24 protein-coding genes, 1 riboswitch and 1 other annotated feature are annotated in these 25,487 nt (G+C 44.1%); of the genes, 15 read left to right on the top strand and 9 right to left on the bottom strand.

The annotated features are described in order from the left end of the window. Positions 1-114 precede the first annotated feature (114 nt). From MHB37_RS21905 to MHB37_RS21875, 7 genes are all read left to right on the top strand, one after another. Complete coding sequence (locus tag MHB37_RS21905; protein ID WP_038572444.1) at positions 115-636, top strand: redoxin domain-containing protein; 522 nt, start codon at positions 115-117, stop codon at positions 634-636. Beyond that, a complete protein-coding gene (locus MHB37_RS21900) occupies positions 636-2,321 on the top strand; it encodes a cytochrome c biogenesis protein ResB (protein ID WP_405168491.1) in 1,686 nt (561 codons plus the stop codon). The genes MHB37_RS21905 and MHB37_RS21900 overlap by 1 nt, the downstream gene beginning before the upstream one ends. Continuing rightward, on the top strand, positions 2,318-3,580 hold the full coding sequence (ccsA, locus tag MHB37_RS21895) for a cytochrome c biogenesis protein CcsA (protein ID WP_036676173.1): 1,263 nt from the start codon (positions 2,318-2,320) through the stop codon (positions 3,578-3,580). The genes MHB37_RS21900 and ccsA overlap by 4 nt, the downstream gene beginning before the upstream one ends. A 76-nt stretch (positions 3,581-3,656) precedes the next feature. Beyond that, positions 3,657-4,373, top strand: coding sequence for a response regulator transcription factor (locus MHB37_RS21890; RefSeq protein WP_036676174.1), 717 nt, complete (start codon positions 3,657-3,659; stop codon positions 4,371-4,373). Then, positions 4,374-5,810: an ATP-binding protein gene (locus MHB37_RS21885; protein WP_076127471.1), complete on the top strand. Its 1,437-nt coding sequence runs from the start codon at positions 4,374-4,376 to the stop codon at positions 5,808-5,810. Between the two features lie 118 nt (positions 5,811-5,928). Then, a complete protein-coding gene (gene glpK / locus MHB37_RS21880; protein ID WP_076184033.1) occupies positions 5,929-7,422 on the top strand; it encodes a glycerol kinase GlpK in 1,494 nt (497 codons plus the stop codon). Positions 7,423-7,436: 14 nt separating this feature from the next. Next, a complete protein-coding gene (locus MHB37_RS21875; protein WP_076184031.1) occupies positions 7,437-7,652 on the top strand; it encodes a DNA-binding protein in 216 nt (71 codons plus the stop codon). Between the two features lie 76 nt (positions 7,653-7,728). On the opposite strand, the gene MHB37_RS21870 is transcribed toward MHB37_RS21875, so the two are convergent. From MHB37_RS21870 to MHB37_RS21845, 6 genes are all read right to left on the bottom strand, one after another. Beyond that, entirely contained in the window at positions 7,729-8,721 is a 993-nt protein-coding gene (locus MHB37_RS21870) for a ketoacyl-ACP synthase III (protein ID WP_076184028.1), read from the bottom strand. 54 nt (positions 8,722-8,775) lie between these two features. Further along, positions 8,776-9,126: a hypothetical protein gene (locus MHB37_RS21865; RefSeq protein WP_076127478.1), complete on the bottom strand. Its 351-nt coding sequence runs from the start codon at positions 9,124-9,126 to the stop codon at positions 8,776-8,778. A 205-nt stretch (positions 9,127-9,331) separates the two neighbouring features. Then, on the bottom strand, positions 9,332-9,700 hold the full coding sequence (locus tag MHB37_RS21860) for a carboxymuconolactone decarboxylase family protein (protein ID WP_036676184.1): 369 nt from the start codon (positions 9,698-9,700) through the stop codon (positions 9,332-9,334). A 10-nt stretch (positions 9,701-9,710) separates the two neighbouring features. Next, on the bottom strand, positions 9,711-11,351 hold the full coding sequence (locus tag MHB37_RS21855) for a thiamine pyrophosphate-binding protein (RefSeq protein WP_405169618.1): 1,641 nt from the start codon (positions 11,349-11,351) through the stop codon (positions 9,711-9,713). Between the two features lie 155 nt (positions 11,352-11,506). Beyond that, positions 11,507-11,603, bottom strand: a riboswitch (cyclic di-GMP riboswitch). A gap of 174 nt (positions 11,604-11,777) precedes the next feature. Beyond that, a complete protein-coding gene (locus tag MHB37_RS21850) occupies positions 11,778-13,028 on the bottom strand; it encodes a methyl-accepting chemotaxis protein (RefSeq protein WP_036676188.1) in 1,251 nt (416 codons plus the stop codon). A gap of 121 nt (positions 13,029-13,149) precedes the next feature. Beyond that, positions 13,150-14,106 (bottom strand): helix-turn-helix transcriptional regulator, encoded by a 957-nt coding sequence (locus MHB37_RS21845; protein ID WP_405168490.1) that lies wholly within the window; start codon positions 14,104-14,106, stop codon positions 13,150-13,152. A 153-nt stretch (positions 14,107-14,259) separates the two neighbouring features. On the opposite strand from MHB37_RS21845, the gene MHB37_RS21840 reads away from it, so the two are divergent. Next, positions 14,260-15,093: an SDR family NAD(P)-dependent oxidoreductase gene (locus MHB37_RS21840; protein ID WP_405168489.1), complete on the top strand. Its 834-nt coding sequence runs from the start codon at positions 14,260-14,262 to the stop codon at positions 15,091-15,093. 374 nt (positions 15,094-15,467) lie between these two features. Here the strand turns inward: MHB37_RS21840 and serA are convergent, their stop codons facing one another. Both serA and MHB37_RS21830 read right to left on the bottom strand, forming a co-directional pair. Then, a complete protein-coding gene (gene serA / locus MHB37_RS21835; protein ID WP_036676193.1) occupies positions 15,468-17,060 on the bottom strand; it encodes a phosphoglycerate dehydrogenase in 1,593 nt (530 codons plus the stop codon). A 243-nt stretch (positions 17,061-17,303) separates the two neighbouring features. Beyond that, positions 17,304-17,534: a binding site (T-box leader), on the bottom strand. A gap of 110 nt (positions 17,535-17,644) precedes the next feature. Then, the gene (locus MHB37_RS21830; RefSeq protein ID WP_076127483.1) at positions 17,645-18,550 is read right to left on the bottom strand and encodes a hypothetical protein; all 906 of its coding nucleotides are present in this window, start codon (positions 18,548-18,550) and stop codon (positions 17,645-17,647) included. A 115-nt stretch (positions 18,551-18,665) separates the two neighbouring features. On the opposite strand from MHB37_RS21830, the gene MHB37_RS21825 reads away from it, so the two are divergent. The 3 genes from MHB37_RS21825 to MHB37_RS21815 are packed head-to-tail and all read left to right on the top strand — an operon-like array spanning position 18,666 to position 20,496. Further along, a complete protein-coding gene (locus MHB37_RS21825) occupies positions 18,666-19,259 on the top strand; it encodes a CPBP family intramembrane glutamic endopeptidase (protein WP_405168488.1) in 594 nt (197 codons plus the stop codon). Next, complete coding sequence (locus tag MHB37_RS21820; protein ID WP_076184021.1) at positions 19,256-19,660, top strand: hypothetical protein; 405 nt, start codon at positions 19,256-19,258, stop codon at positions 19,658-19,660. The genes MHB37_RS21825 and MHB37_RS21820 overlap by 4 nt, the downstream gene beginning before the upstream one ends. A gap of 17 nt (positions 19,661-19,677) precedes the next feature. After that, positions 19,678-20,496, top strand: a complete 819-nt coding sequence (locus tag MHB37_RS21815) for a metallophosphoesterase (protein WP_405168487.1) — start codon at positions 19,678-19,680, stop codon at positions 20,494-20,496. Between the two features lie 149 nt (positions 20,497-20,645). On the opposite strand, the gene MHB37_RS21810 is transcribed toward MHB37_RS21815, so the two are convergent. After that, positions 20,646-21,533 (bottom strand): polysaccharide deacetylase family protein, encoded by an 888-nt coding sequence (locus MHB37_RS21810; protein ID WP_282579788.1) that lies wholly within the window; start codon positions 21,531-21,533, stop codon positions 20,646-20,648. 103 nt (positions 21,534-21,636) lie between these two features. Between MHB37_RS21810 and MHB37_RS21805 the strand changes: the two genes are divergently transcribed. From MHB37_RS21805 to ypeB, 4 genes are all read left to right on the top strand, one after another. Next, positions 21,637-22,008 carry a hypothetical protein gene (locus tag MHB37_RS21805; protein WP_076141316.1) on the top strand — a complete coding sequence of 124 codons (372 nt, stop codon included), beginning with the start codon at positions 21,637-21,639 and terminating at the stop codon, positions 22,006-22,008. A 234-nt stretch (positions 22,009-22,242) separates the two neighbouring features. Next, the gene (locus MHB37_RS21800; RefSeq protein ID WP_036676203.1) at positions 22,243-22,857 is read left to right on the top strand and encodes a genetic competence negative regulator; all 615 of its coding nucleotides are present in this window, start codon (positions 22,243-22,245) and stop codon (positions 22,855-22,857) included. A gap of 152 nt (positions 22,858-23,009) precedes the next feature. Beyond that, positions 23,010-23,705 carry a glutamic-type intramembrane protease PrsW gene (gene prsW, locus MHB37_RS21795; RefSeq protein WP_076134692.1) on the top strand — a complete coding sequence of 232 codons (696 nt, stop codon included), beginning with the start codon at positions 23,010-23,012 and terminating at the stop codon, positions 23,703-23,705. A gap of 322 nt (positions 23,706-24,027) precedes the next feature. After that, positions 24,028-25,386 carry a germination protein YpeB gene (gene ypeB / locus MHB37_RS21790; RefSeq protein ID WP_076127490.1) on the top strand — a complete coding sequence of 453 codons (1,359 nt, stop codon included), beginning with the start codon at positions 24,028-24,030 and terminating at the stop codon, positions 25,384-25,386. Positions 25,387-25,487: the final 101 nt, after the last annotated feature.

Here is a 25,487-nt window from a genome sequence, read left to right as displayed (position 1 = left end):
AGAATATTCACAATTAAACCCCCTAAAGCTGTGACGAAATTCGCTATAATGTTCATAGGATGTTCACACCTTACAACATAAGTATGAGTTGCGTCACAGAAGGGGGCTTTACGTGTGGGTAAAGCAAGAAAACCAATTCAAATCGTGATTCTGTTTCTAATTGTTATAGTGGGCGGTTATGCCATCGGTTCCTCTGTATTTGGGGGAAGCGGCAAACCAGAGGAAGGGAGCAAAGCACCTTCCTTTGATTTGCTTGGGCTTGACGGTCTGGCTCATACCCTAGACGAATATAAGGGCAAGACTATTGTGCTTAATTTCTGGGGCTCTTGGTGTGCACCTTGTGTCAAAGAAATGCCGGCTCTCCAAGCGCAATGGGAGAAATGGAAGGACAAAGACGTAGTGGTCTTAGGCATTAATGTGGGCGAAGACCGGATGACTGTCGAGAATTTTGTGAAGCAGGTAAACATCGATTTTCCGATTTTGATGGACACTGGACGTGATGCTGTACGAAGTTATGGTATTTCTCCGCTGCCAACTACCTTATTCATTAATTCCAAGGGTAAAATTGACAACATTCATATCGGCCAGCTTGATTTGAATTCACTTGATGATCAAATTGGGAAGCTGGTGGATTGATGAGTGAACGTGAGGCATTTATAACCAATACCAAATGTGAATGTGGTCACCAGAACCCTGTAGGTACTGTTTTATGCGAAGCATGCGGGAAGCCGTTGGGGAAGGAATCAGACTGGGGCGAGAATTTGGAAATGCGTTACGATGGCGTAGCTCGCCGATCTCAGCGCGTTAACCCGGGGATTATTGATCGGGTGTGGAACTTTTTCTCTTCCGTCAAAATAGCGATCTACCTGATCGTGTTGACACTTATAGGCTCTATGCTGGGGACGATTTTCCCGCAGGAGAGTACTTTTCTTAATATTGATGCCTCAGTTTATTACAAGCAAGAGTACGGAACAGCCGGATATATTTATCACAAACTTGGACTTTCACATACATACGAATCCTGGTGGTTTGTAACTCTACTCGTAATGATCGGCGCTTCACTTGTGATCTGTAGCTTGGATCGAGTACTTCCGCTCTATAAGGCCTTAACCAGACAGAAGATTCGGAAACATCGTCAGTTCTTAACTCGGCAAAAAGCTGTGTTAGTGACTGAAGTACAAGAGGAACCAGAAGCTTGGGTAGCCCGGGTAATTCAGCCTATGCGTAAAAAGGGCTATCGCGTGAAGACGGATGGAGGGGCTCTGCTGGCAGAGAAACATCGCTTCAGCCGCTGGGGACCTTATGTAATACATATTGGCTTAATTATTTTTTTACTTGCTGTATTAGCAAGAGGATTGCCGGGACTGAACATGGATCAGCATCTTGCTTTCCCGCAAGGGGAGATCACACAGATTCCGGACACCACCTATTATTTGAAAAATGAGAAATTTACCGTGGAGTTTTATACGGAGGAAGAGATGCCTGAGGAATTTCGCGGCAAAAAAATACTTCCAAAGCTATTCCAGACCCAAGCTGTGCTTTATGAATGCACCGCGGATTGTGGAGACCCTTCGAAGGAACCGCAGCTATCCGAGGTGACGAAACATGATATCCAAGTAAATTCACCTTTGGATTATAAAGGATTGAAAGCGTATCAGTTTGATTATGATCTGACCCCTGTGCTGCGTTCGGTACAGCCTGAGCTTAAGAATTCCACCACTGGCGAGGCGTACGGCAAATTTAAGCTGGACATGAAGAACCCTCAGCGGGCAATTCAGGCGGGTCCTTATACTTTAACTTTGAAAGAAAAGTATATGGATTTTGGTCTAAATGAGGATGGTCAGCCGATTTCCAAATCACCTTATCCGAATGCACCTGCTTTTTTGTTCCTGATACAAGGTCCGGATCTCCCGGCGGAAGGGCAGCAGTATTTCTATTTTCCTAAACAGGTGGATAAGGCGCAGTTTCAACAGGCTGCCATTAACGATAAGCTTGGCGGGAGCAATAGATTTCTTGAGCTTGAAGTGGACAACATGAGCGACGTTGATTTTTCGGAATCGACTACTTACTTGAATATACGTATTGATCGTGCAATGCCGTTTGTATGGCTAGGTGCAGCAATCGTGATGCTGGGTTTAGTGCTTGGCTTCTACTGGCAGCATAGACGTATCTGGCTTACCGTTGCTAACGGGGAGCTTATCCTCGGAGGACATACGAACAAGAACTGGTTCGGGTTCCGCCGTGAGATCGTTTCTATTTTAGAAAAAGTAGATCTGGTAGTCGATGAAAAATCATTAGATAATGGAGGAGGCCTTTCATGAGCTTGCTCGACATCAGCAGCGCTGTCTTTATTGCCGCATTTTTATTATACAGCGGTTCGTTTATGTTATTCACTATCGCCATCATGGGTCGCAAGTGGTCAGGCCGCAAGCCGGAGGAACATACAGCGCGTTGGGGCAAAATTGCTTTTATTTTCTCTTCAATAGGTCTTATCTTTCATCTTATTTATTTCTTTACACGCTGGGCGGGCTCAGGGCATATTCCGGTCAGCAACATGTATGAGTTCATGACTTTTTTATCGATGATGGTGATGGTTGCCTTTACTGTGATGTACGCTATTTATCGTAAGGTAATCTTGGGTCTTTTTGCAGTTCCAATCAGTATTATTGTGATGGCTTATGCCGCAGTATTTCCACAGGAAGTACAGCCGCTGATTCCATCTCTTCAATCGAACTACTTAAAGATCCACGTAACACTGGCTGCACTAGGTGAATCCTTCTTCGCAGTAGGGTTTGCGGCGGGACTGATGTATCTGCTGCGAACAGTCAATTTTTCCAGTAAAGAGAAGGCGGATCGCAAGCAACAGAGGCTGGTCGAATTTACTCTCTTTTCAATCATTGTTATAATTGGGTTTCTGGGTTCTGTTTTTGCATTCCGCGGAGCAGGCTATGAAACTGTTTTTGTCCGTCCGAACGTTACGATTGACAGCCCCGGGCAGGAAAATAGTACAATAGAGAAAGTGAGTTATCGAATGCCGCCGATTGTGGCACCTCACAATAGCGAAATTGAGAGCTTCCAGTCGTTTCTTGGCATAAAAGAACCACTCTTTGAGGCACCATCTTGGATGAATGGTGTAAATGCTGGACGGAAGTTTAATACTGTAATTTGGTCACTCCTTTCCGGATTAATCCTCTACGGAGTTCTTCGCTTGATCGTACGTAAACCGCTGGGCACTGCTTTACACCCAGTGATGGACGGAATTGATGAGGGCGATCTAGATGAGATTACGTATAGGGCGATAGCCATTGGCTTTCCTATTTTCACATTAGGCGCTTTGATCTTTGCAATGATATGGGCGCAAATCGCTTGGGGAAGATTCTGGGGATGGGATCCTAAGGAAGTATGGGCGCTTGTCACTTGGCTCTTCTATAGCGCTTATCTTCATTTACGTTTGGCTCGTGGATGGCAAGGAAGAAAATCTGCCTGGCTGGCTGTGCTTGGCTTCCTGGTCGTAATGTTTACTCTGGTTGGCGTTAATTTAGTCATCGCCGGACTTCATTCTTACGCGGGGACGGACTGAGCATAGTTTACCTGTTAACGTTGCACAATGGTTTAAAGGTTACGTTCTACTGTATTGATGAAGGGGTTGTAGTGAAATGGCAGATCATTTAAACAGAATTCTGGTAGTGGATGATGAGGAACGCATTCGCCGCCTGCTAAAGATGTATCTTGAAAAAGAAGGTTATGAAATCGATGAAGCGGAAGACGGAGAAATCGCTCTTCGTAAAGCAACAGCAAATGACTACGGTCTGATTTTGCTGGATGTTATGCTGCCTGGCATCGATGGGATGGAAGTGCTGACAAGACTCAGAGGAGTGAAGTCAACACCGGTCTTAATGCTTACAGCTAAAGGGGAAGAGATCAACCGTGTTCAAGGCTTTGAGATGGGCGCAGACGATTACGTTGTGAAGCCCTTCAGTCCACGTGAAGTCATTTACCGGGTGAAGGCTATTATGCGCCGTTCTTCGGCGACTGCTTTCTTGTCCAAGGAGAGCAATTCCAGCAATAACATTGTATTTACTCATCTTATTATTGAACATGATGCTCACCGTGTGACTGCTGGTGGTGAAGAAGTAAGTTTGACACCTAAAGAATATGAACTTCTGCATTATTTGGCTATTTCGCCTGATAAAGTATTTTCTCGTGAAGAACTGCTTAAGGATGTCTGGAATTATGAATTTTTCGGAGATTTGCGTACTGTAGATACTCACGTAAAACGTCTTCGTGAAAAACTGAATAAAGTATCACCGGAATCTGCAGCGATGATTACGACCGTATGGGGCGTAGGTTACAAACTAGAGGTACCTAAATAAGTGAACTTCTGGAGAAGTCTTGTCGGCAAACTGTGGGTTACGATCATCTGCCTGGTCGCTGTCGTGCTTATTACCTTGGGGTTATTTTTGCTTCCCTACATAGACAGTAACTTTGCCAATTCCGGAGATATCAAACGTTTATTTATGTATACTTGTATGATCGGATTTTCTTTGACGACATTTTTTGCGTTGTTTTTGTTTACCAAAATCACTCAGCCGATGCAGCGTGTCATTGAAGCTGCGAATAACATTCGACGGGGTGAATACGGAACAAGGCTTACGCTTGTCACAAGTGATGAAATTGGCCAGTTGGCGACTTCCTTTAACCATATGGCTGAGGAGCTTGAAGAGAATATCCGCAGTCTGCATCATGAGAAGGGGCATCTGTCTAGCGTACTGCGCAGTATGAGCGATGCTGTGATCACCTTTGACATTGAAGGGCAGATTATTTTGACCAATCCGCACGGCCAAGCTCTGCTAGAGAGCTGGAGCGATTTGCAGTGGGAACATGCGAGTGATGCTGAGCTTCATCCCGAAACGGCTGAGAGTAGTGTTCCACCTCCCCTGCGTCCTTTATTTTTAAGCACCTTGAAGCAAGGTGGCGATGACCGCTCCAATGTACATGTACGGCAGGGCGTCTGGTCTGTTCATATGGCACCGTTATATTCTGAAGGCAGCATTCGGGGAGTAGTTGCTGTACTGCGGGATGTGACGGAAGAGGTGCGTCTGGAAAAGATGCGCAGAGACTTCGTAGCTAATGTCTCCCATGAAATCCGTACTCCATTGTCGATGATGCAAGGGTACAGTGAGGCTTTATTGGACGGGATGGCTTCATCCCCCGAAGAAAGCAGTGAGCTGATCCAGGTCATTCATGACGAATCACTGCGTATGGGGCGTCTGGTTAAGGATTTGCTTGATCTTGCCCGAATGGAAGCCGGACATACGGATATGATGAAAGCTCAGGTGGACATGAATGAACTGCTGGAACGAGTCTACCGTAAATTTTCTGTACGTGCGAAAGAGCGCGATATCCATCTTCACTTACAGCAAGAGAGTGATATTGCGGTTCTAAAGGCAGCGGATGAGGATAAGCTGGAACAAGTCTTAACCAATTTACTTGATAATGCTTTTCGCCACACACAGGGTGGCAAAAAAATCACGGTTCATACAGGAACTTGTGTATTAGAAGGCCGTCGTTATCTTGAGATTAAAATTCAGGATGAAGGGGTTGGAATTCCACCAGAGGATCTGCCGTATATATTTGACCGCTTCTACAAAGCTGATAAGGCGCGTGTACGGGGAGAATCAGGTGGAACGGGACTTGGGCTTGCGATTGTTAAAAATATTGTAGAGTCGCATCACGGGACCATCTCAGCTTCAAGCAAACTAGGCGAAAGTACAACCTTTACGCTAAGACTTCCTGTCGAAAAACAGTAATTCCAAACACAATGTGTGATAGCGCCTCTGACAGCAGAGGTGCTTTTTGTTGAAACAAACACATTAATCTTGTTCATCGTGGAACATATCTTGTAGGTTTTGCTTGGGAGGGCATAGAATGATTTTATCTTTAGACCAAGGTACTACCAGCTCACGAGCCATATTGTTCGATACGGAGGCTAAATGGGTCTCACAAGGTCAATATGAAGTTAAACAATCCTTCCCCCATCCAGGCTGGGTAGAGCATGACCCTGAGCAAATCTGGGCGTCACAGCTCGCAGCGGCAAGAGATGCGATTGCGCGGGGTGGCATAGCAGTTGAGGAGATCTCTGCCATCGGAATAACCAATCAGAGAGAAACAGCTTTAATCTGGGATAAAATAACGGGCAAACCGATATACCCTGCGATTGTGTGGCAGGACAGGCGTACTGCAGAGCAATGTGAAGAACTTAAAAGTAAAGGGCTGGAGCAAGTTATAGCGAGCAAGACGGGCCTTGTTGTAGATGCTTATTTCTCAGCTACCAAAATCTCCTGGATACTGGATCATGTGGATGGCGCCCGAGAACGGGCGAATCGTGGGGAACTTCTAGCAGGGACGATCGACAGCTGGTTAATTTGGAGACTTACTTGCGGAGCCGTACATGTCACTGATGTTACCAATGCCTCACGTACGATGCTGTTTAATCTTCATGAACGGTGCTGGGATGAAGAGCTAATGGAAGAGCTTCGTATTCCGCGTGCCATTCTGCCAGAAGTAAGAATGTCTGGTGGCGAATTTGGAGTAGCAGACAAACAGTGGTTCGGGGCGGACATTCCAATTCGCTCTGTACTTGGAGATCAACAGGCCGCATTGTTTGGACATACTTGTCTAGAACCCGGCAGTGCCAAAAACACCTATGGTACAGGCTGCTTTATTCTAATGAACACAGGCACAGAAGCTGTAGCCTCCAGCCATGGCTTGTTGACCACTGTAGCTTGGGGTATGGGAGATGAACTCTATTATGCTCTCGAGGGCAGTGTGTTCGTGGCCGGAGCGGCCGTTCAGTGGCTGCAGGAGGGGCTTGGTCTTATAGAGGATCCAGCAGGCTCAGAAGATAAAGCACGGGAAGTAGAGGACAGTGAAGGGGTTATCGTTGTGCCTGCGTTTACCGGACTGGGGGCACCCTATTGGGATATGTATGCCCGTGGAGCCATATTTGGCCTTACTAGAGGCACTACCTCAGGACATCTGGTACGAGCTACATTGGAGTCCTTAGCCTTTCAATCTAGAGATGTAATAGGAGCTATGGAAAAAGACGCAGGCATGCCATTGACCGGCCTTCGTGTGGATGGCGGAGCTGTGCGTAACGATTTGCTGATGCAATTCCAGTCTGATATCCTGGGCAGTGAGGTTACTAGAACAACCTATGCGGAGACAACAGCTTTGGGTGCGGCGCTTCTGGCCGGGTTAACATCCGGAGTGTGGACACGTGCCCAGCTAGAGAGCTTCAACAAGGCTGAGAGGGTCTTCTCGCCTGAGATGGGTATAACTGAGCGGGAAGGTCGTTACAACGCCTGGAAGGACGCTGTAGCGCGTACCATGGGTTGGGAGAAGCATGAAGGATATCAGTGATAAAGGGGCTGTATATGTCTATGGTTAACGGAACCGAATCTGATCTGCCGGGCGGACTATCTAAGCCGGCGCTTCGAGCCCTGCATGGGGCTGGATATGTTCAGCTTCAACAATTCAGCAAGCTTACGGAGGCAGAGCTTCTGCAGCTACATGGATTGGGGCCAAAGGCGATCGTTCTACTGCGGAGTGCTCTCGCGGAAAAGGGGCTCACCTTTGCAAGTAAGTCCTGATGTTGCGTTCATATTTATATTAAAAAGCGGCAAGCTTAGGTGAATCCCTAGCTTGCCGCTTTTTGTTATACAGCTCCTAATATTCAATAACAAATGCTACATTTTGCCAACCGGCGCCCACTGTCCAGAACAGGACTTTATCACCACGTTCGATCTTTCCAGTAGTTACAGCTTTATGTAGAGCAATAAATGGGCTGCTGGTAGAGGTATATCCGAATTCATCCCCTATGTATACCGCTACATTGCGATCAATGCCGACTTTCTCACACATCTCTAAGATATTAGGCAATGAAAACTGTGAGAAGCAGGCTGCTTTAATGGCTTCAGGCGCGATATTGTTGTTAGACAGTAGAGTACGAATAGACTCAGAAGCAGCATCTATGCAAATGGAATCATCAAAAGGAATAAACTTCACATTAAACTCTCCAGCCGCTACACCTTGCTTACCCAGTTTAGCCAGGCCTGCGCACGGGAATTTGGAATTATCGCAAACACAAGGATCCGTTTGGTAGATAGAGTCAATGAAACCGACTACATCCTCAGCCTGTTCAAGAATGACAGCCGCCGCTGCATCACCGAAGTTAGCGTAGTAGACTGGATCATTCTTATCGGCATGAGGGGTTACATAATCGGAGCCGATGACCAACGCTCGTTTAATCCTAGGATTCGCTTGCATCTGACGGCTAACCTGTTCCACAGAAGCCGTCATACCCGCACAATTAGCATTGCTGTCAATGCAGATTGTATGGGATGCGCCTTTGATCAAACGGTGAATCATTAATGAGTTGGTAGGAAAGATATACTCAGGAGTTTGACTTGCATAGGCAATAAGGTCGATATCGGCACCTGTGAGACTACTTTTCTCCAGAACATTCCTGGCAGCCTCAAAAGCCATCGTAAGGGAATTCTCATCCGCATCCTTAATACTATACCGTGTAATACGACCTAATGCGGATAATAGACCTCGAATATCAATGCCTTTTTCGTCAAAATGCTTAATGAAAAAGTCGTTACCAACTATATTGCTGGGATGATAGATATCAATGCCTTTAATACGAATTCCGGTCATAATACGCCTCCAGGAAAGCAGTAAAATGTGGCCTACATATTAAGACTAAAAGATCTAGACTGTAACCGCAGAAATGATCTCGATGTTATCGAGTCCAGCTTTACGGCCAAGACGGGAAAGCTGCATTTTGAGGATCGGGTTATTTTCAAGCGTTAGATTTACTTTTACAAATCCATCATTCTTAAACATTACAAAGCAGCTTTCTAAAAGAGGTACAACATCTGGTGCAGTTACATTTAGCTTTCTGCAGTCGATTTTTAGTTCATAGTCAGCTGGAGTAATTGGATTGATAGTTTGTTGATAAGCTTGAATAGATTTTAGACCATCTTCTTCAGAAAATGTTCCATCTAACTCAATGTTAATAACCTTGTTTGTAGTGTCTGTCTTCAAAACGAAACTTCCCATGCCTAAATCTCTCCCATAGATTGAATTTGTCCAAAACAGTTCGACTGCAATATCCAGCCATGTATATCCATTTAGCTGTTTTATAAAAGTCAAAATTCGACACTATACAGCAAGTAATGGGATATTCCGACTCTATTATAGGCATATTTTTCAAGTATATGCAATAATAAAGTCGAATTTTGTATATTGTTGTCGAACTGTTGGGTTATTGGATTTCTTCTATGGTTGCAAGCAGGATATTAAAAGCTGTGATGATTCTAGGTGCCCCTATAACGGGTACTAAGTGTAATAGAATACCTTTAAGCTGTTCTACGGTAACTCCAACACGAAGGGCCATGACATAATGAACGCCCAACTGTTCGAATTGACCCATTGAAATTAAAGATGAAATGACTGCGATTTCCTTCCAGTCAGGGGCTATAGTATTACGTTGAAAAATATCGCCATAGGCATTCCCCATAATAAATTCAGCCAAGTCAGGGAAGTGGTCTTTAATTGGAGCTAGTGCTTTTGCGCCATAGTCTCCTGATAGATTCGTGAAGTGGTTGAGACCACTGTTGATATTTTCCTTCATGGTTAGCCTCCTAGTTTAGGTTCAAAGTACGGTGTGCAGTCGGAGGGACTTCATCACGGTCTGTTAGTAGTTCAATAACGGCAACATGGTTTAGAGCTACCGCATCTTTAATTGCAGCTGTGAATTCATCCGCAGTCTCACATTTGTAGCCTTTAGCACCTAGAGATTCAGCGAATTTCACGGCGTCCATTGGTACTTCATATAGAGTTCCATCGATACGACCTGTGGTTTTCTCCATACCCTTAAGAGCCATATCTAGTTGCTTATTATTGACCACGATAAAGATGACAGGGATATCTTTGCAGACAGCGGTGTTAATCTCAGCGCCGAGCATCATGAAACAACCATCACCTGTAATGCAGAGGACAGTTTCTTCAGGAGTTGCAACTTTTGCACCAATAGCCATGCCGATCGAATTACCCATGCAAGCAAAATACGCATCAAAAACAAAGCTGCCCGGTTTCTTAACCTTGTACCATTTTGCAGCGTGGAATCCATGACTTCCATCATCAACGAAAATTGAATTATTATAAGGGATCAAATCACTTAAAGTGCTCATTACGGAAGCAAGGGAAAGATTCTTGAGGGTTGGAAGCTCTTCTGAATAATCCGCATCGGCCAAAGCCTCACGTTTGGTGATTGTGCTTGGGTCAATATGATTTAGGCAGTGCACCAAATTATCGCGCAGGTCCCCAGTGACCGGTATCGTTTTGGACAATAGTATTTTTCCGACAAAGGTTGGATCAATATCAAATTGAATTAAAGTTGCTGGATGATTCTCCCGTTTAAGATTACAGATGGTCATATCACTTAAACGTGATCCAAGCACTATAAATAAATCGCTTTTATTCAATAAATCGTCCCCGTGGGTCGAACCGCCAACGCCAATAGGACCATGATAGAGTGGGTGATCCCAGACTATAGCCCCTTTTCCACCAGGAGATGTTACTACAGGAATATTAAAAGTTTCTGCGAGTTGAACAAGCTCTTTATGTGCTCCGGAGCGGTTAATTCCTTTACCCGCAATAATCAAAGGATTCTTAGCAGCTTGAATAGCTTCGATGACTCTATCGATATTAGCTTGACTAATTAGAGACTCTCTTTCTGGGATTACTATATTGCATTCTTCCAATACTTCAGTTTGTACATCAAAAGGAATACAAAGATGAACAGGACCCCGTTTGGTCAGGGCCACAGAAATCGCATGATTAAAAATAGTACCAAAGTGATCCCCACGTTCAACCAATTTACTGAACAAGGTGGCAGGTCTGAACATATCAGCTAAATCAGCCAGAAAAGAGGTGGAGTCCTGACATTGAGGAATTCCAAGCTCTGTAATGGATTGGTGGCCGGTAATAAATAGGACAGGTAGGTTGTTAGCTTTCGCATGTGCTGCTGCTGTAAGCAGGTTAGTTCCCCCAGGACCCGAAGTACCAAATGCTACGCCTAGGTTACCCGTTTTCAGCGCATACCCTGCTGCTTCGAATCCGGAGCTTGCTTCATGTCTGCCGGGAATAAATTCAATACCGTAATCCACCATCTTTAGAACAATTGGACAAATGGATTTGCCAATGATCCCAAAAGAATGGGTGACTCCAAGGTTACGTAGTGCTTCCGCCATGTAATCTGCGACTGTCTTCAAAAGAAACACCTCACAAGTTTTTTGATATATATTAGTTATTAATCTACCGAATAGATACGATAGATCAATATACTCAAAAAGTAAAAACCTGTGCTCTATAGTAAGCACAGGTTGGTGGCATAAGGCACCGCTAAGACTGAACAATAGTTCAGCCGTCCTGGTTCCTCTGCAACCTGGCAATCATGGCCTCAAAAGAAAAAATGAGGCTGTAGATCCATGGTTTTGCGTCATCCTCTTTCGAGGATTTTGCCAATATTAATTTATAGTTGATAAGAATAATTTTCCTTTACAATATATTCCTCATTAATTTTTGTCAACATAATCCGCTAAAAAAACTCGAAATTTGACGAAAGTCTTGTCCAAGAGATGAAGTTTTACCTCGCGAAAAAAACTGCCACCTAAGACTCAGCTTAGGTGGCAGTTGATAGTTTTGAACTAGAATTTAAAGATATGAATGGTTTTTTGCAGATTAAATACGGCCTGGGTCATTTTTTCCGTTTCTTCTGCAACAGACTGCAGGGCATTAATCTGTTCATTCATAGCCGCCGATACCTCTTCCGTGCCAGCAGCAGTTTCTTCGGTGATTGCTGAGATATTCTCAATTGCACTGGAAATTTTCAAGGCACTTTCTAGCATAAGATCACTCTCCGCAGAGAATGAAGAGATTTGCTCGGTAATGTACTGCACGCTTTGTACAATTTGTGCGAAAATATGGGCAGATTGAGTGATCATTTCATTCTGAACCTGCACAACCTCTTCATTGATGGCAATATTATCGATGGCTTGTTTAATATCTGACTCAATGCTGCGGACCAAGCCGAATACTTCTTTTGTGGATGCCGTAGATTCCTCAGCAAGCTTGCGAACCTCTTGAGCTACAACGGCAAAACCCCGACCATGCTCTCCGGCACGAGCAGCTTCGATGGAGGCATTCAGTGACAGCAGGTTGGTCTGCTCAGCGATCTCTGTGATGGTCTTGGTGATCATCGTAATCCCGCGGGCATTTTGTGAGAGAGCTTCAATAGTATCAGCCACTTTTTGTGTAGCCTCTATGTTTTTACGCATGCCTTCAGCCTGTGTATCTACGGATTGGCGCCCTTGCTCAACAAGTTCTAAGGTATGTATTGAACGTCTGTTCATTTCTTTGGTGGAGTTCGTATAATTGGATACTTTAGTTTCAATGTCTTTAATGGATTCTGTCATATCAGCGATATCCGTAGATATTTCATTTGCACCAAGAGCGAGCTCAGTAGAAGAAGAGGCTACTTGTGCCATGACAATTTTCAGGTTCTGGTTCTTATCTTCGATTCCGCGGCTTGCATCCATAACTTGACGGGTGATCTGCGATGCATCGGTCAAAATCTTCTTGAGCTTATCAATCATTGTGTTAAAGGAGCGGCTTACGTCACCCATTGAACCATTTTCGTCCGCTCTGCTAGTGAAATCACCCTTCGAAATACTGTGAGATACATTAGCAATATCATCAAAAGATGATGTAAGCGTTCTCTCCACGAAGCGAGCAACAGGTAAAGTCAGACCTGCAAGAACAACTACTAGTATAATTCCTACGAGAAATTGACCTAGAATCATTAACGTAACTAAGACAGGAATAGCAAACAGTGCGGCAACGAGGTAACATCCGGCAACAATTCTTTGTTTTAACGGAAGTTTGTGCATCCAGCTCATTGGTAAAATGTCCCCCTTATTAAATTTTATGTAATGGTGTTATTATAGGGGATTTATAGGTCATTGGTCTATAGAGAAGTGTCATAAATCTTCTTTAAGTAGTAGATATTTAGAATTCATGTCAAAATTCCTCATATATTGTGGAAATTGTTTTAATAGCAGACTTTACCATCCCTACTAGTTCGATAGGAGCTAAAACAATAACTGAAGGAGAGAAAGAGAGTACGATACGACAGGCAGATTCTATAGCATTAAACTCGGCCTCCACGTTCATCCACCCAGTATTAGCAGAGGGTTCTACTAAAGTTATAGTTACATATCTTTCACGTTGTAATTCTTTAAGAATAGACTCATTCACCTTTAAGTTCACTACATATTTTGGCAGTGCTGCTTTAAAAGCTAAAGTCGATTGTTCCCAGTAGCTTTTTAAATCAAAAGCCTCAGGTCTGACAAATGATTCATAAGTTGCGTCAGCTTGTATTAATCTCGACACGCGAAAAGTCCGCATTTCACCCTCGGTTCGTGCCACTACATACCAAACTCCACATTTTGCGACTAACCCGAGAGGTTCAATGAAACGCTCCTTCATCTCGTCATTCCGTGGGTAAGTGATCTTCACTTTACGGTCTTCCCAAACAGCTTCCTGCAGGACAGAAAGAAACGGGTACGTCTCGTCGGAAGGGTGCCAGCTGGCACCATCTATATGAATGCGCTGGCTCAGGTAACTGGCTGGATTATTCGGCCTGGATGGGGAAGCAGCCTCCAGCTTAAGCACGGCAGAAGAGAAGTCGTTTTGTATACCCAGATCTTTTAAGATTGAGGAGTCTGCGGACAGCAGCAGAGTAGCAATTTCTGAGGGCTTCATACCCGTTAAGGAGGTCCGGTATCCTTCTGTGAGCATCCAACCTCCTTCGCGTCCCCGTTCGGCAAGAATCGGTATTCCCGCTGTACATAAGGCTTCCATATCTCTAAACACAGTTCGTTCAGACACTTCTAAGGTCTGGGCTAGCTCACGGGACGTCATCTTTCCACGATTTTGCAGCAAAAGTAAGATGGATAACAAACGATCGGCTCTCATTAAGGGAACATTCCTCCTCCTAATAAATGTTAGTTCTTAATTAATTATTATATTATATATGTCAGTTGATGTCATATTAAAGAATTATACTATATAAGGTAAGGATTAAATACAGAACATTAGAGAAAAACAAGTGTAGAAAGGATTGAGAACATGACTTTAAAAGGAAAAGTAGCATTGGTCACCGGAGGCAGCAGAGGTGCTGGTAGAGGAATTGCATTGGAGCTGGCAAGGAAAGGTGCATTCGTTTATATTACGGGCAGAACGACAGAGGCTTCTGGCACAGAACAGAGCAAGCGGAGCATTGATAACGTACTTAGGGAAATAAAAGCGGAGGGAGGGTCCGGCAGCGCCATACGATGTGATCATACCAAAGATCAGGAGACAGAGGCGGTCATTCGCCAGATTGCTTCAGAGCATGGGCGGCTTGATATTTTAGTCAACAATGTATGGGGCGGCAACGATTTACCTATTGAGCAGAAGTCTTTCTGGGAGCTTCCTACAGCGCATTGGGATAATATGTTTAATGCGGGTGTGAGGGCACAGTTGATAACAAATTATTATGCAATACCATTAATGCGTGAGGCAAAAGCTGGCGGTCTAATCATCCACACAACCTTTTGGGATCATTACAAATATCTTGGAAACTTCTATTATGATCTTTCTAAAAACTCCCTAGTCCGCATGGCCTACGGGTTATCGAATGAGCTTAAAGAGGACAACATTGCTGTTATTCCGCTTACTCCGGGCTGGATGAGGACAGAGGCGGTGTTGGAGAGCATGAACACGGATGAGGAGCATTGGCATGAGGTTGAAGAATTGCAGATGACTGAATCCACAACCTATATCGGTAGAGCAGCCGCTGCTCTAGCAGCCGATCCTAAGGTCATGTCTATGACCGGACAACCGCAGCAGGTTGCTACGCTGGCTGAAAAGTATGGATTTACAGACATCGATGGTCGGACTGTTCCCGCATTCTTAGTCTAAACAGCAAACTTGATCTGTTTGATCCCATTTGTGCGTACGAAGCAGTATAGGACACAGCTGATCTTAAATGCAGCATTTTCGTATATTAAGAACGCTATCGGTCCCCATAGACGCTATTGATAGGCAAAACACCTGATTTAGCTCTCTTTTTGAGGAATAGTGGCACTAGAGTCCGAAACCCTGCTTCAAAGGCGAAATTATTGCATATAGGGTCATCTGGGTCCGTAACCTCAAGGGTGTCCGTAAGCCTCCACGAGGGAACTCGATTCGGTGTTGTAAATGAAGCCGAAATGGGTCGACGATCAACAACAAAAGCAGCGAAACTCCTATAAAGGGAGGATCGCTGCTCTGTTGTTTGATTTCTATCGTATTGCTTACAGAAGAATGATTTCTTCGGCAGTGTTGATTTCTGGCAGGCCAGCAAGCTTCACAAGCACATGAGTAGGTACAGCTTTATCAACGGTCAGCAGCATGATTGCTTCGCCACCAACGATTTTACGTCCCACTTGCATGGAGGCGATATTGACATCATTTTCGCCCAGCAATGTGCCCACAAGTCCGATAATCCCTGGTTTGTCGTTATGGGATACTACAATTTGATGTCCTTCAGGAGCGATATCAACCGGGAACTTGTTCACTTGAACAATTCTTTCTCCATAACCTTGCAGCAATGTTCCGGCTACGAGACGCTCTTGGTCGTGATCTGTTTTAAGGGTCACGGTAATCAGATTAGTGAAGCCTTTAGTTTTGGAAGCTTTAGTTATTACTACATTAACGTCGCGTGTTTTTGCCAAATGCATGGAGTTAACGATGTTAACATCCTCAGCGAAGTGACGGGAGAGCACGCCTTTCACAATATAGCGGGTAAGTGGTTGGGTATCGACATCTGACAGATCACCCGCATACTCAACATGGATTTCACGAATAGCACTATCTGTAATTTGGGTAACAAAGCTGCCCAGCTTCTCACCAAGTGTGAAGTAAGGCTGGAGTTTGTTCATTACGCTTGGAGCAACTGGAGGAATATTTACAGCATTGATGAACGGTTCATTACGCAGAATATGCAGTACTTGTTCCGATACATCGATCGCTACATTCTCCTGAGCTTCAATTGTAGAAGCGCCCAAGTGAGGAGTCACGATAATTTTTGGATGCGACAAGAATGGGTGATCTGCTTGTGGCGGTTCTTTTTCGAATACGTCAAATGCAGCGCCAGCAACAATACCGCTATCAATAGCTTCTACTAACGCCATTTCATCAATTACACCACCACGGGCACAGTTGATGATGCGCATTCCCTTTTTCATCACTTCAAATTGCGGGCGGGAAATCATATGGCGTGTTTCCGGAGTAAGTGGAGTGTGCACAGTAATGAAGTCTGCTCCGCGGACTACATCGTCAACGGAAGCTAATTTTACTTCCAGTTTCTCCGCACGCTCAGCAGTTAAGAAAGGATCAAAAGCAAGGATTTCCATGCCGAAAGCTTTGGCACGTTTTGCCACTTCGCTACCGATTCTGCCCATTCCCAGTACACCTAAAGTTTTGCCGCGAAGTTCTACACCCACGAAGGTTTTTCTATCCCAGGTTCCACCAATTGTTTTTGCATAAGCTTGTGGAATGTGACGGGCCAAAGCCATCATCATTGCAAAAGCATGCTCACAAGTTGTAATGGTATTTCCATCAGGAGCGTTGATAACAACAACCCCACGTTGAGTAGCAGCTTCCAGCTTGATATTATCTACACCCACACCTGCACGACCAATGACCTTTAAGTTTTTTCCAGCTTCGATAATTTTTTCAGTTACTGTAGTTTGACTGCGGACGAGTAGACCATCATATTCACCGATGATTGCAACGAGCTCATCTTCACTGAGACCTGTTTTTTTGTCTACAACTACATCTGTTGCGTCCATCAATTGCTGAATGCCCAAATCACTGATTGGATCCGATACTAATACTTTAAACATGGTTTCTTATCCCCCTTAAAGTTGAAAAGCTTTATATGTCGAGGACGCCCTGATGGGCAGTCCACAATACCAGAAGGTTCACGAACTAGTAGAGAAAAACATGTAATAATAGTAGATCAACGCGGTGTCGCACAAAAGAAACAGCGTGCAAGAGTACCGCGAAATCGGTAACTTTGGGCATAAGGTAGTATTTATGGGGGATTAGGGAATTAAAAAAACTCCCAACCCCATACTACTGCCGTAGTAAGGGACGAGAGTTATCTTCGTGGTACCACCCTAATTCACTGCAACTTGGAAGAAGCAGCCTCATTGGCCTGCATAGGCCACACTGTTAACGGAGTTGATCCGATTGTACCTACTTTAAGGTTCGATACAATATCTCAGGAGCGCTAAAGATAGCTGTTCGTCACCGGTTTGCACCAACCACCGGCTCTCTGAAGACTTCCAGGATCTTTGTTCCATCATCGGTTTTGAATGATTAATTTTTTCATAATGTAACACGGTATGCAAGTTGTGTCAATAGGCTTTGCAAGCAGCGTTTCTTGAAGTGAACTTCATTTTTCGTTATGATTCAATAACTGGTTCTATTCAAAAAAGAACGGAAGCTGTGGAAGTGTCTCCCTGTTATAATACTGTTCCCGCCATTTTACAAAATCCTGTTCCTGCACAGCACCTGTAGAAATCAACAAGGTTACTGAGGACTGGATATCCGAAAGATTTAATGAGCTTGCAGTGCCTGAGTAAATCATATCGTCTATTTTAGCAGTGATGTCCTGAGGATCATAACCTGCAAAAATTCCGCGATTCAGCATCATGTCAGCGATAGAAGCATTCTTCAAAAGAAGTGGCATTTTTTTCCACTGGATGAAAGACATCGTTTTTAGTTCGCCAGGTGCAGAAGGTATTTTCTGGTTTGTCTTAGAGCCCCATTTTAGCATAGAATCATAGAAGTTCTTTTGTGCTAACAGACCGTACTTCACGGCGCCGGTTGTAAATTCATCATTTTTCAATAACTTGGCTGTCTCTGCACCAGAGGCACTAGTAGAGACTTTGCCGGAGGCCTTAGAAAATAAAGTTAAGCTTTTGAGTACATTGACCTGTGACTGATGTAATAGAGGAGAGTTAGTGAAAATTGAATCTTGATTAACTCTTTCATATTGCTGGTCTGCTAGAATACTTAGATTCTTCATTACTGCCGCATTCATACGAGCATCTGTGCTGCGCGCTAACTTATCTACTTGAATGTTCCAATTCCGCTTGAATTCCCGATAGGGCAAAAATACGTTATGATAGAAAGTAACAAGATCCTGCTGTTGGTACGAGCCCGTGAATTCTACTAATCCATTCATGCTTGATTGATTGTCATATTTGGCTTCAGTTTTGTCTGCGCCAACCTTGACGCCAGTAAAAAATGCGGCGAAGGCGCAAACTAAGAAAAACAAAAAAACTAGCGTGTATAACATTTGATTGCGGGACTTACGTTTGCTCATAATAAATGCTCCTTTTTCTGGGGGGATTATCCTATGTATTATGTATTGATAGCAACACTATGGACGGTTTCTCTCTCGGAGCGGCCCGAAAAAAATAAAGAACAGGCAGGTCACGATGAAAAAATTCAAATTTGGCGAGATTAAGGTTAAAAAGGTAGAACCAGGCCAGTTGACAGACCGTCTTCTGCTACTCAATCTCTATATCACTCAGGGGCTCACATTAATTATCGGTTTGATATGGATATTATTTCAGAAAAGAAATCCTTTTCAGCTATTAATTATTCCAGAAAAAGTACATTTTGTGGCATGGGGCCTCGGTCTTGCTGCTGCAATGCTAATTGTTGACTATTTATTGACACATATTGTCCCTGAGGAAAGCATGGATGATGGTGGAATAAACGACCTTTTATTTCGAAATCGCCCTGTGTGGCATATTATCGTCATAGCAGCAATTGTATCGGTATGTGAGGAGCTCTTATTCCGCGGAGCCATCCAATATTCCATTGGCCCTTATTGGACGAGTATAGTATTTGCTCTTATTCATGTCCGTTATTTACGTCACTTTATACCTACCGGCTGGGTATTCTTAAGCAGTTATGGTCTTGGATATATTTACATTCAATCGGGCAGCCTCTGGGCCCCTATACTATGTCACTTCTTCATCGACCTGATCTCAGGTCTGGTGATCCGCTATAGGAGGGAATCATGAGTGAGGAATTAAGCCGGGTAAAGTCTCGACAAAAACAACATAAAAGTGAAAGCAAACATCCTGGCAAAAGTAAAAAAGAGAAGCGGACTTCGGAGGCTGTAAAAAAGGCTACTCCTGAAAAGAAGTCTACTCCTATAAAGAAAAATGCTACCGCTCGGGTTTCTACGGCAACTTTATCAAGAAAAGCTCGCCGCCCAGCAGGTTCTGCAAAGCGCTCTTCCACAGGAAGTAAAGAGAAGGACGAAGAATCTGTTCCTTCTCGTTCAGATACTTATTCTTCAGAAAAAGTTCGTTTAAGCAAGATGTTTGTAAATTCTTTGATTTTTACCTTTGTTATTTTGCTAATCGGGCTGCTTTGGTGGGGAATTGAAGGAGCGCCTCCGCTGAGTACATTATGGTGAGCACATGGGCATGGGGAATGGCTTTGGTCATTTTATTGATAGCTGCGGTCGTTGTCATAATCATGGTGATTAATGCTTTTAGAAACAGAATTATTACCGAGGAAATAATGCTAGATTCGCTACCTGAAAAGTTCGATGGATTTCGTATCTTGTTTATAACAGATATCCATCGCCGCCGCCTTCCTTCCGCGCTTCTGACACCATTAAAGGGTGGGGTAGATGTTGTTTTTCTGGGAGGAGATCTAACGGAAAAAGATAGTCCTTTAAATCGTCTTGTCGATAATATGACTCTAGTTACTTCTATTGCATCTACCTATGTAGTGCATGGAAATCATGATTATCGGGCTAATATTTCAAGGGTAGATGAGATTATTCAGGACAGTGGTGCAAAACTGTTAATGGATGAAAATGTGGCTTTTGAACGTGAGGGAGCTAAACTTTGGTTAACCGGAATTGATTTTCCGAAAAATGGGGGCAAAACTCCATACGGTCCTTTTCCGCAATTAACCACAACCCCTTCTGCTGAAGACACCTGTCGTATTATTCTTGTACATGATCCGCTTTGGTTATCCAAGCGCCAGAGTGTGCCAGCGGACCTGATTCTCGCAGGTCATACGCATGGGGGGCAGGTGATCCTTCCATTTGTGGGTCAAAGACATGTAGAGCATTTCTATCATAAATATGACGCTGGAAAGTTTAGTTGGCCAAGAGGGGACGGTTCCGCAAAAAATGCCCTGCTGCTGATCAGCAGAGGGTTTGGAACAGCACATCTGCCACTTCGCTGGGGCAGTCCTGCTGAAATGCATGTGCTGACACTGCGTAAATCAACCCAATAGGGCTTACTCTTTCCAGTAAGAAAAACTGGTAGCGTAAAAAGGGGGTTCCAAAGCCATGCAAATGGCTTTTGGAACCCCCTTCTATTTTTGTTTGATTCGAAAACAATTGCGCTGACGAAGCAACTATCGGACATGTAAAGATGAGAAGATCAACGCATTTTTAGCTCAATGCTGCGCGGATCAACAAAGCTGTAGCCTTTACCCTCAAGTGTAGTGAGCAAGGTATCCAGTCCCTCAACGGTCCATGGTAGCTCATGCATCAGGATATTACTGCCGGAATGCAGCTGATCGGTAACATTACTGATCAATTTTTCTGTCTTACCCGTTTCCTTTTCTTTCATTTCCCAGTCAAGTGAGCCTACAGACCAGGTCATGTATAACATTCCATTCTCAGCCGCGACCTTCTTGCCAACATCCCCGCCGGCACCATGTGGCGGACGGAAAAAGTGAGGAGCTTCTCCCAATGTTTCTTTGACAATATTTTGAACATCTTCGATTTGCTTTTTAACCTCAGTATAGGACTTGTCTTTCAATACAATATGATCCCAGCTGTGGTTGCCGATAATTCCACCGCGGTTATGTATTAACTCCAGAAGCTCAGGATGCTCCTTAACACGATAACCATTTACGAAAAAGATGGCTTTAGCTTGATGTTTGTCCAGAACATCCATCAAAGGGTTAATCATTGCAGCATCTTTAGGACCGTCGTCAAAAGTGAGCAGAACCACTTTTTTATTTGTAGCTTCCTCATTAGGAACGATGTCGTAATTTTTGTTCATATGGTACAGCAGTGGAATTTCAGCGGATGCTTCACCCTTACTGGCTGTACTATTTCCTGTAGTACCTCCATCTGCTGTTGCTTCAGGGGTAGGACTGGCTGTTGCTTCAGGTGCTGGCGCCGTAGTTTCTGCGCTTTGTGTAGCTGCCGCCGTGGGCGGATTGTTTGTGGTGTTTGTTTCCTTGGCTGTATTTCCATTTGCACCGCTGTTGCCACAGGCTGTAAGCAGCAAGGTAGCCAATAGGAGCACTGATGTCATTTTACCCACTTTTTTCAACTCGCTTTCTTGTTATTAGGTTGTATGAGCCGGAATCTTTCCGCGAACACTAAACATGATTTTACCATACAAGGAGGCTGGAAATATGAATACTTCGTCATTTTTATGCGGGGTGCTGATGGGCGCCGCAGCCAGTATGATTATGTCCAAAAAGCGGAATTCTTTAATGTCTTCGCTAGGGCAATCGGGTGGTTCCATGAGTGGGGCTGCAGATAAAGCAAAAGAAAAAATAATCGGTATGGCCACGACTGGTTTTGGTAACACTGCTGTTTCAAGCAGTAATGCTCAAAGTAACGGTTCAAGCAGCGCAACCTCTGAGCATAAGACTGAATCACCAGTGAAGTCGAAGGAATCCAATCTTAAATTGTTAAAGGAATTCATTCGCAGCAATCCTGAAGTAAAGAGCGAAGTAGAGCAGATTCTTAAAGAAACGCATACAACCATACCGGGATTGTAACCGTAAAGGACTCCATCAGAATCATTTTGGGGATGAAATATTCCGCAGAATGATTCTTTTTTATTATTCAGGGCCTTGAAAATGGTTTATTCAATAGAGAGGATTTTATATATTTATTTACGTGCATTTATCTCGGCAAAATGATAACATACTTACATAGTAACCATTTTTGGCTCATTACTCGGGACTCATCATACATTATAATAAATGAGCTTGCAAAAGGAGGATCCTGTCATGAGAATAGAGCGATTAAGTCAAGATAAGATACGGATTTTCCTCACTTTTGACGACCTGAGCGAGCGGGGCATCCAGAAGGAAGACATGTGGCAGGAAGTTCCTAAGGTTCATGACCTGTTTACGGAGATGATGGATCAAGCATATAGTGAACTAGGTTTTGATGCCACGGGTCCGCTTGCCGTAGAAGTTTTCGCATTGCCCGCGCAAGGCATGGTCGTTATAGTGACCCGAGGAAAATATGATCACCATCAGTACGGTGCGTCCGGGGAAGAAGAATTGCCAGAAGAGATTTATGAAATGGAAGTTACTCTTGAACAAAGCGACTCCATTGTATATGCATTCCGCGATTTCGAGGTTCTGGTTGAAGCGGCTCATGTGCTCATCGGTAATATTACTTCCCAGGGGAAACTGTATTCTTATAACAATAAATGGTATCTGTATTTCGATCCAAAGGAATTTGAAGAAACGGCGTTGTCAGGTCTTGTTGGCGTACTTGCTGAGTTTGGAGATTCCTCACCGGTCACAGAAGCTGTTCTCGATGAATACGGGAAAACAGTGATGCCGGAGAATGCGGTCCAGTTATTGTGCACTCATTTTAAGCGTCAGGAGTAATTAGGCAAGACTAGGGGCTGATGACCATTGTTTAGGCCGATCAGCCCTAGTCTTGTTGTTGGTGATATGTCGGTCATTCTTGTATCAAAGTTATCATCTACCTTGCTGTGTAACGGCAGTAATAGGGTTTAGGGGTGTAGGGAGGTTATTCGGTGCTCGTGTTATCGGTCATTACGTCGGCAGTAGCGCCGGGACTTGCTCTGTTGACCTTTTTTTATCTGAAAGACAAGTATGATCAAGAACCGCTTCATGTAGTCATTAAAGTATTCTTGCTCGGCCTTCTGATTGTGTTTCCAGTAATGATCATTCAGAGAGGGCTGATGCTGGGACTAAATGGTGGTCCCTACGTGGAGTCGTTTCTCATATCCGCTGGCGTGGAAGAATGTCTAAAGTGGTTTGTGCTGTACCATATGATTTACAATCATACCGAATTTGACGAGCCATATGATGGGATACTATACGCTGTGGCGATTTCGCTCGGCTTCGCAACAATAGAAAATGTAATGTACGCTTGGTATAGCAACGCTTCTATCGGATCAATGTTTCTAAGAGCACTTCTTCCGGTTTCTGGACACGCTATGTTTGGTGTGATCATGGGCTACCATATGGGAAGGGCGAAGTTCTCAAAAGGAGTTCATACCCGCAGAATTCTGGTGTTTTCTCTCCTGTTGCCATGGATGTGGCATGGGATATATGACTTTATTTTGAGTACGACAGCCAACTATTGGATATGGTTTATTGTGCCTCTGATGGCTATCCTATGGTATGGAGGTATGGGAAAGGTTGCTAGGGCCAACAGCCGTTCTCCTTTCCGCTTTCTGAAACGTGAAGAAGAGGTTAACCTATAATCGAGATGGACACACTTATATTCGAAGGGCAGTTCCTAGTAAGGAATTCCAGAGAGGAGAGAGGTGTCTTTTTTTGCGTATAAAAGTACGTATCGTTTGCAAACAGTGTGGTGAGACCTACATATTAAGAGGGATTAAAGAGCATGGTGTCATTCAAACCGGCTTTAAACAATGCCTTTGCAGTAATAGCAGTGGCTTTGAGATTGAAGAGAGAGCATGAACGGACGTTATAGTCACATTGTGTAGCAACTTCAGTGCATAAGACTCCTAGTTTATTGTCAAACTAACGCCAATAAGCTATCGAAAGGAGTCTTGTAGCCCTATGTACAAAAGATTAAGTGCTGTAATGTTCCCGCTGACCGCGCTGCTGCTGATTGGTGCGCTTGTGTGGGGTTATCAGGAGAATCAGGAGAAGAATTCAATACTAATTAAGGCGGAGAACCAATATCAACGCGCCTTTCATGATTTGTCCTATCATGTGGACCGTCTTCATGGTGAGCTTGGAAATACGCTTGCGGTTAACTCTGCTTCTAATGGGATGCACCGCAAAGGACTTGTGAATGTGTGGCGGATGACTAGTGAGGCCCAAAATGAGATTAACCAGCTGCCGTTGACCTTGCTGCCATTTAGCAAAACAGAGGAGTTTCTGTCCAAAATCTCCAACTTTTCTTATAAAGCCGGGATTCGTGACTTCACTAAAAAACCTCTGACAGATGGAGAGCTGAGCAATCTAAAAGCATTGTACAAGAACTCAGGAGAAATCTCTAAGGATTTGCAAGAGGTACAAAATAAAGTCATTGGCAATCGGCTGCGCTGGATGGATGTTGAAACGGCGTTGGCGACAGAAAATAAAGCGGAGGACAACACGATTATCGACGGCTTCAAAACAGTGGATAAACGTGTAGGGGCATACCCTGAGCTAGACTGGGGACCTTCAGTAGCAAGCATCTACGATAAACGTTCCGTCAAAATGCTCGGAGGTACCCCCGTGACTGCCGAAGACATCAAACGTAAGGCGTTGAAGTTCGCGGATGCGGGCTCCAATGCTAAAGTGGATGTTAAAGAAAATGGGAAGAACACTGAATGGCCATCCTATACAGCAACTGTTAGCGCTTCGAATAAGAAGCACACCATTAGTATGGATTTCACCAAAAATGGCGGGTTGCTGATCTCTTATTATGACAACCGTGAGGTTGGCCCTGCCAAAGTTTCTATTAAAGAAGCCGTTACCAAAGCAGAGCAGTTTCTTGAGAAAAAAGGATATCCCCATATGACTGCAGTCAGCGCTGATCGTTACGATAATATCGGGAATTTGACCTTTGTAACCAAACAGAATGATGTATTGATTTATCCTGAAAAGATGACCATTCGTATGGGGCTGGATACAGGTGATACCATCGGTTTTGAGGCCAGCGAATACGTCAATGAGCACAAGGACAACCGGAAGCTTCCAAAACCAAAGCTTACCCTTGCAGAGGCGAGAAAATTTCTGAATTCTGATTTCAAGGAACAATACAATCGCTTGTCCTGGATTAAAAATGATGATTCCGTCGAGGTCTTGACTTACGAGTTCGGTGGAGGGGTCAATGGCTCAAAGTATCGTATTTACATTAACGCCGAGGATGGCATTGAAGAGTCTGTGGAAGAAATCAGACCTTCTTCGGGGTCTGAGGCAAAATAAAGGGAGGGCGCATCCAGCAGTTGGGTGCGTCCCTTTTTTTTGCAATATCTATAAAATATATCTGACTGGCTGATATTCCCATGCTATAATCAGGGGTAGTG

It is taken from the genome of Paenibacillus sp. FSL H3-0286 (genome assembly GCF_045040705.1).
Classification (GTDB): domain Bacteria; phylum Bacillota; class Bacilli; order Paenibacillales; family Paenibacillaceae; genus Paenibacillus_AQ; species Paenibacillus_AQ odorifer.
This window is presented reverse-complemented; position numbering and strand designations above follow the sequence as displayed.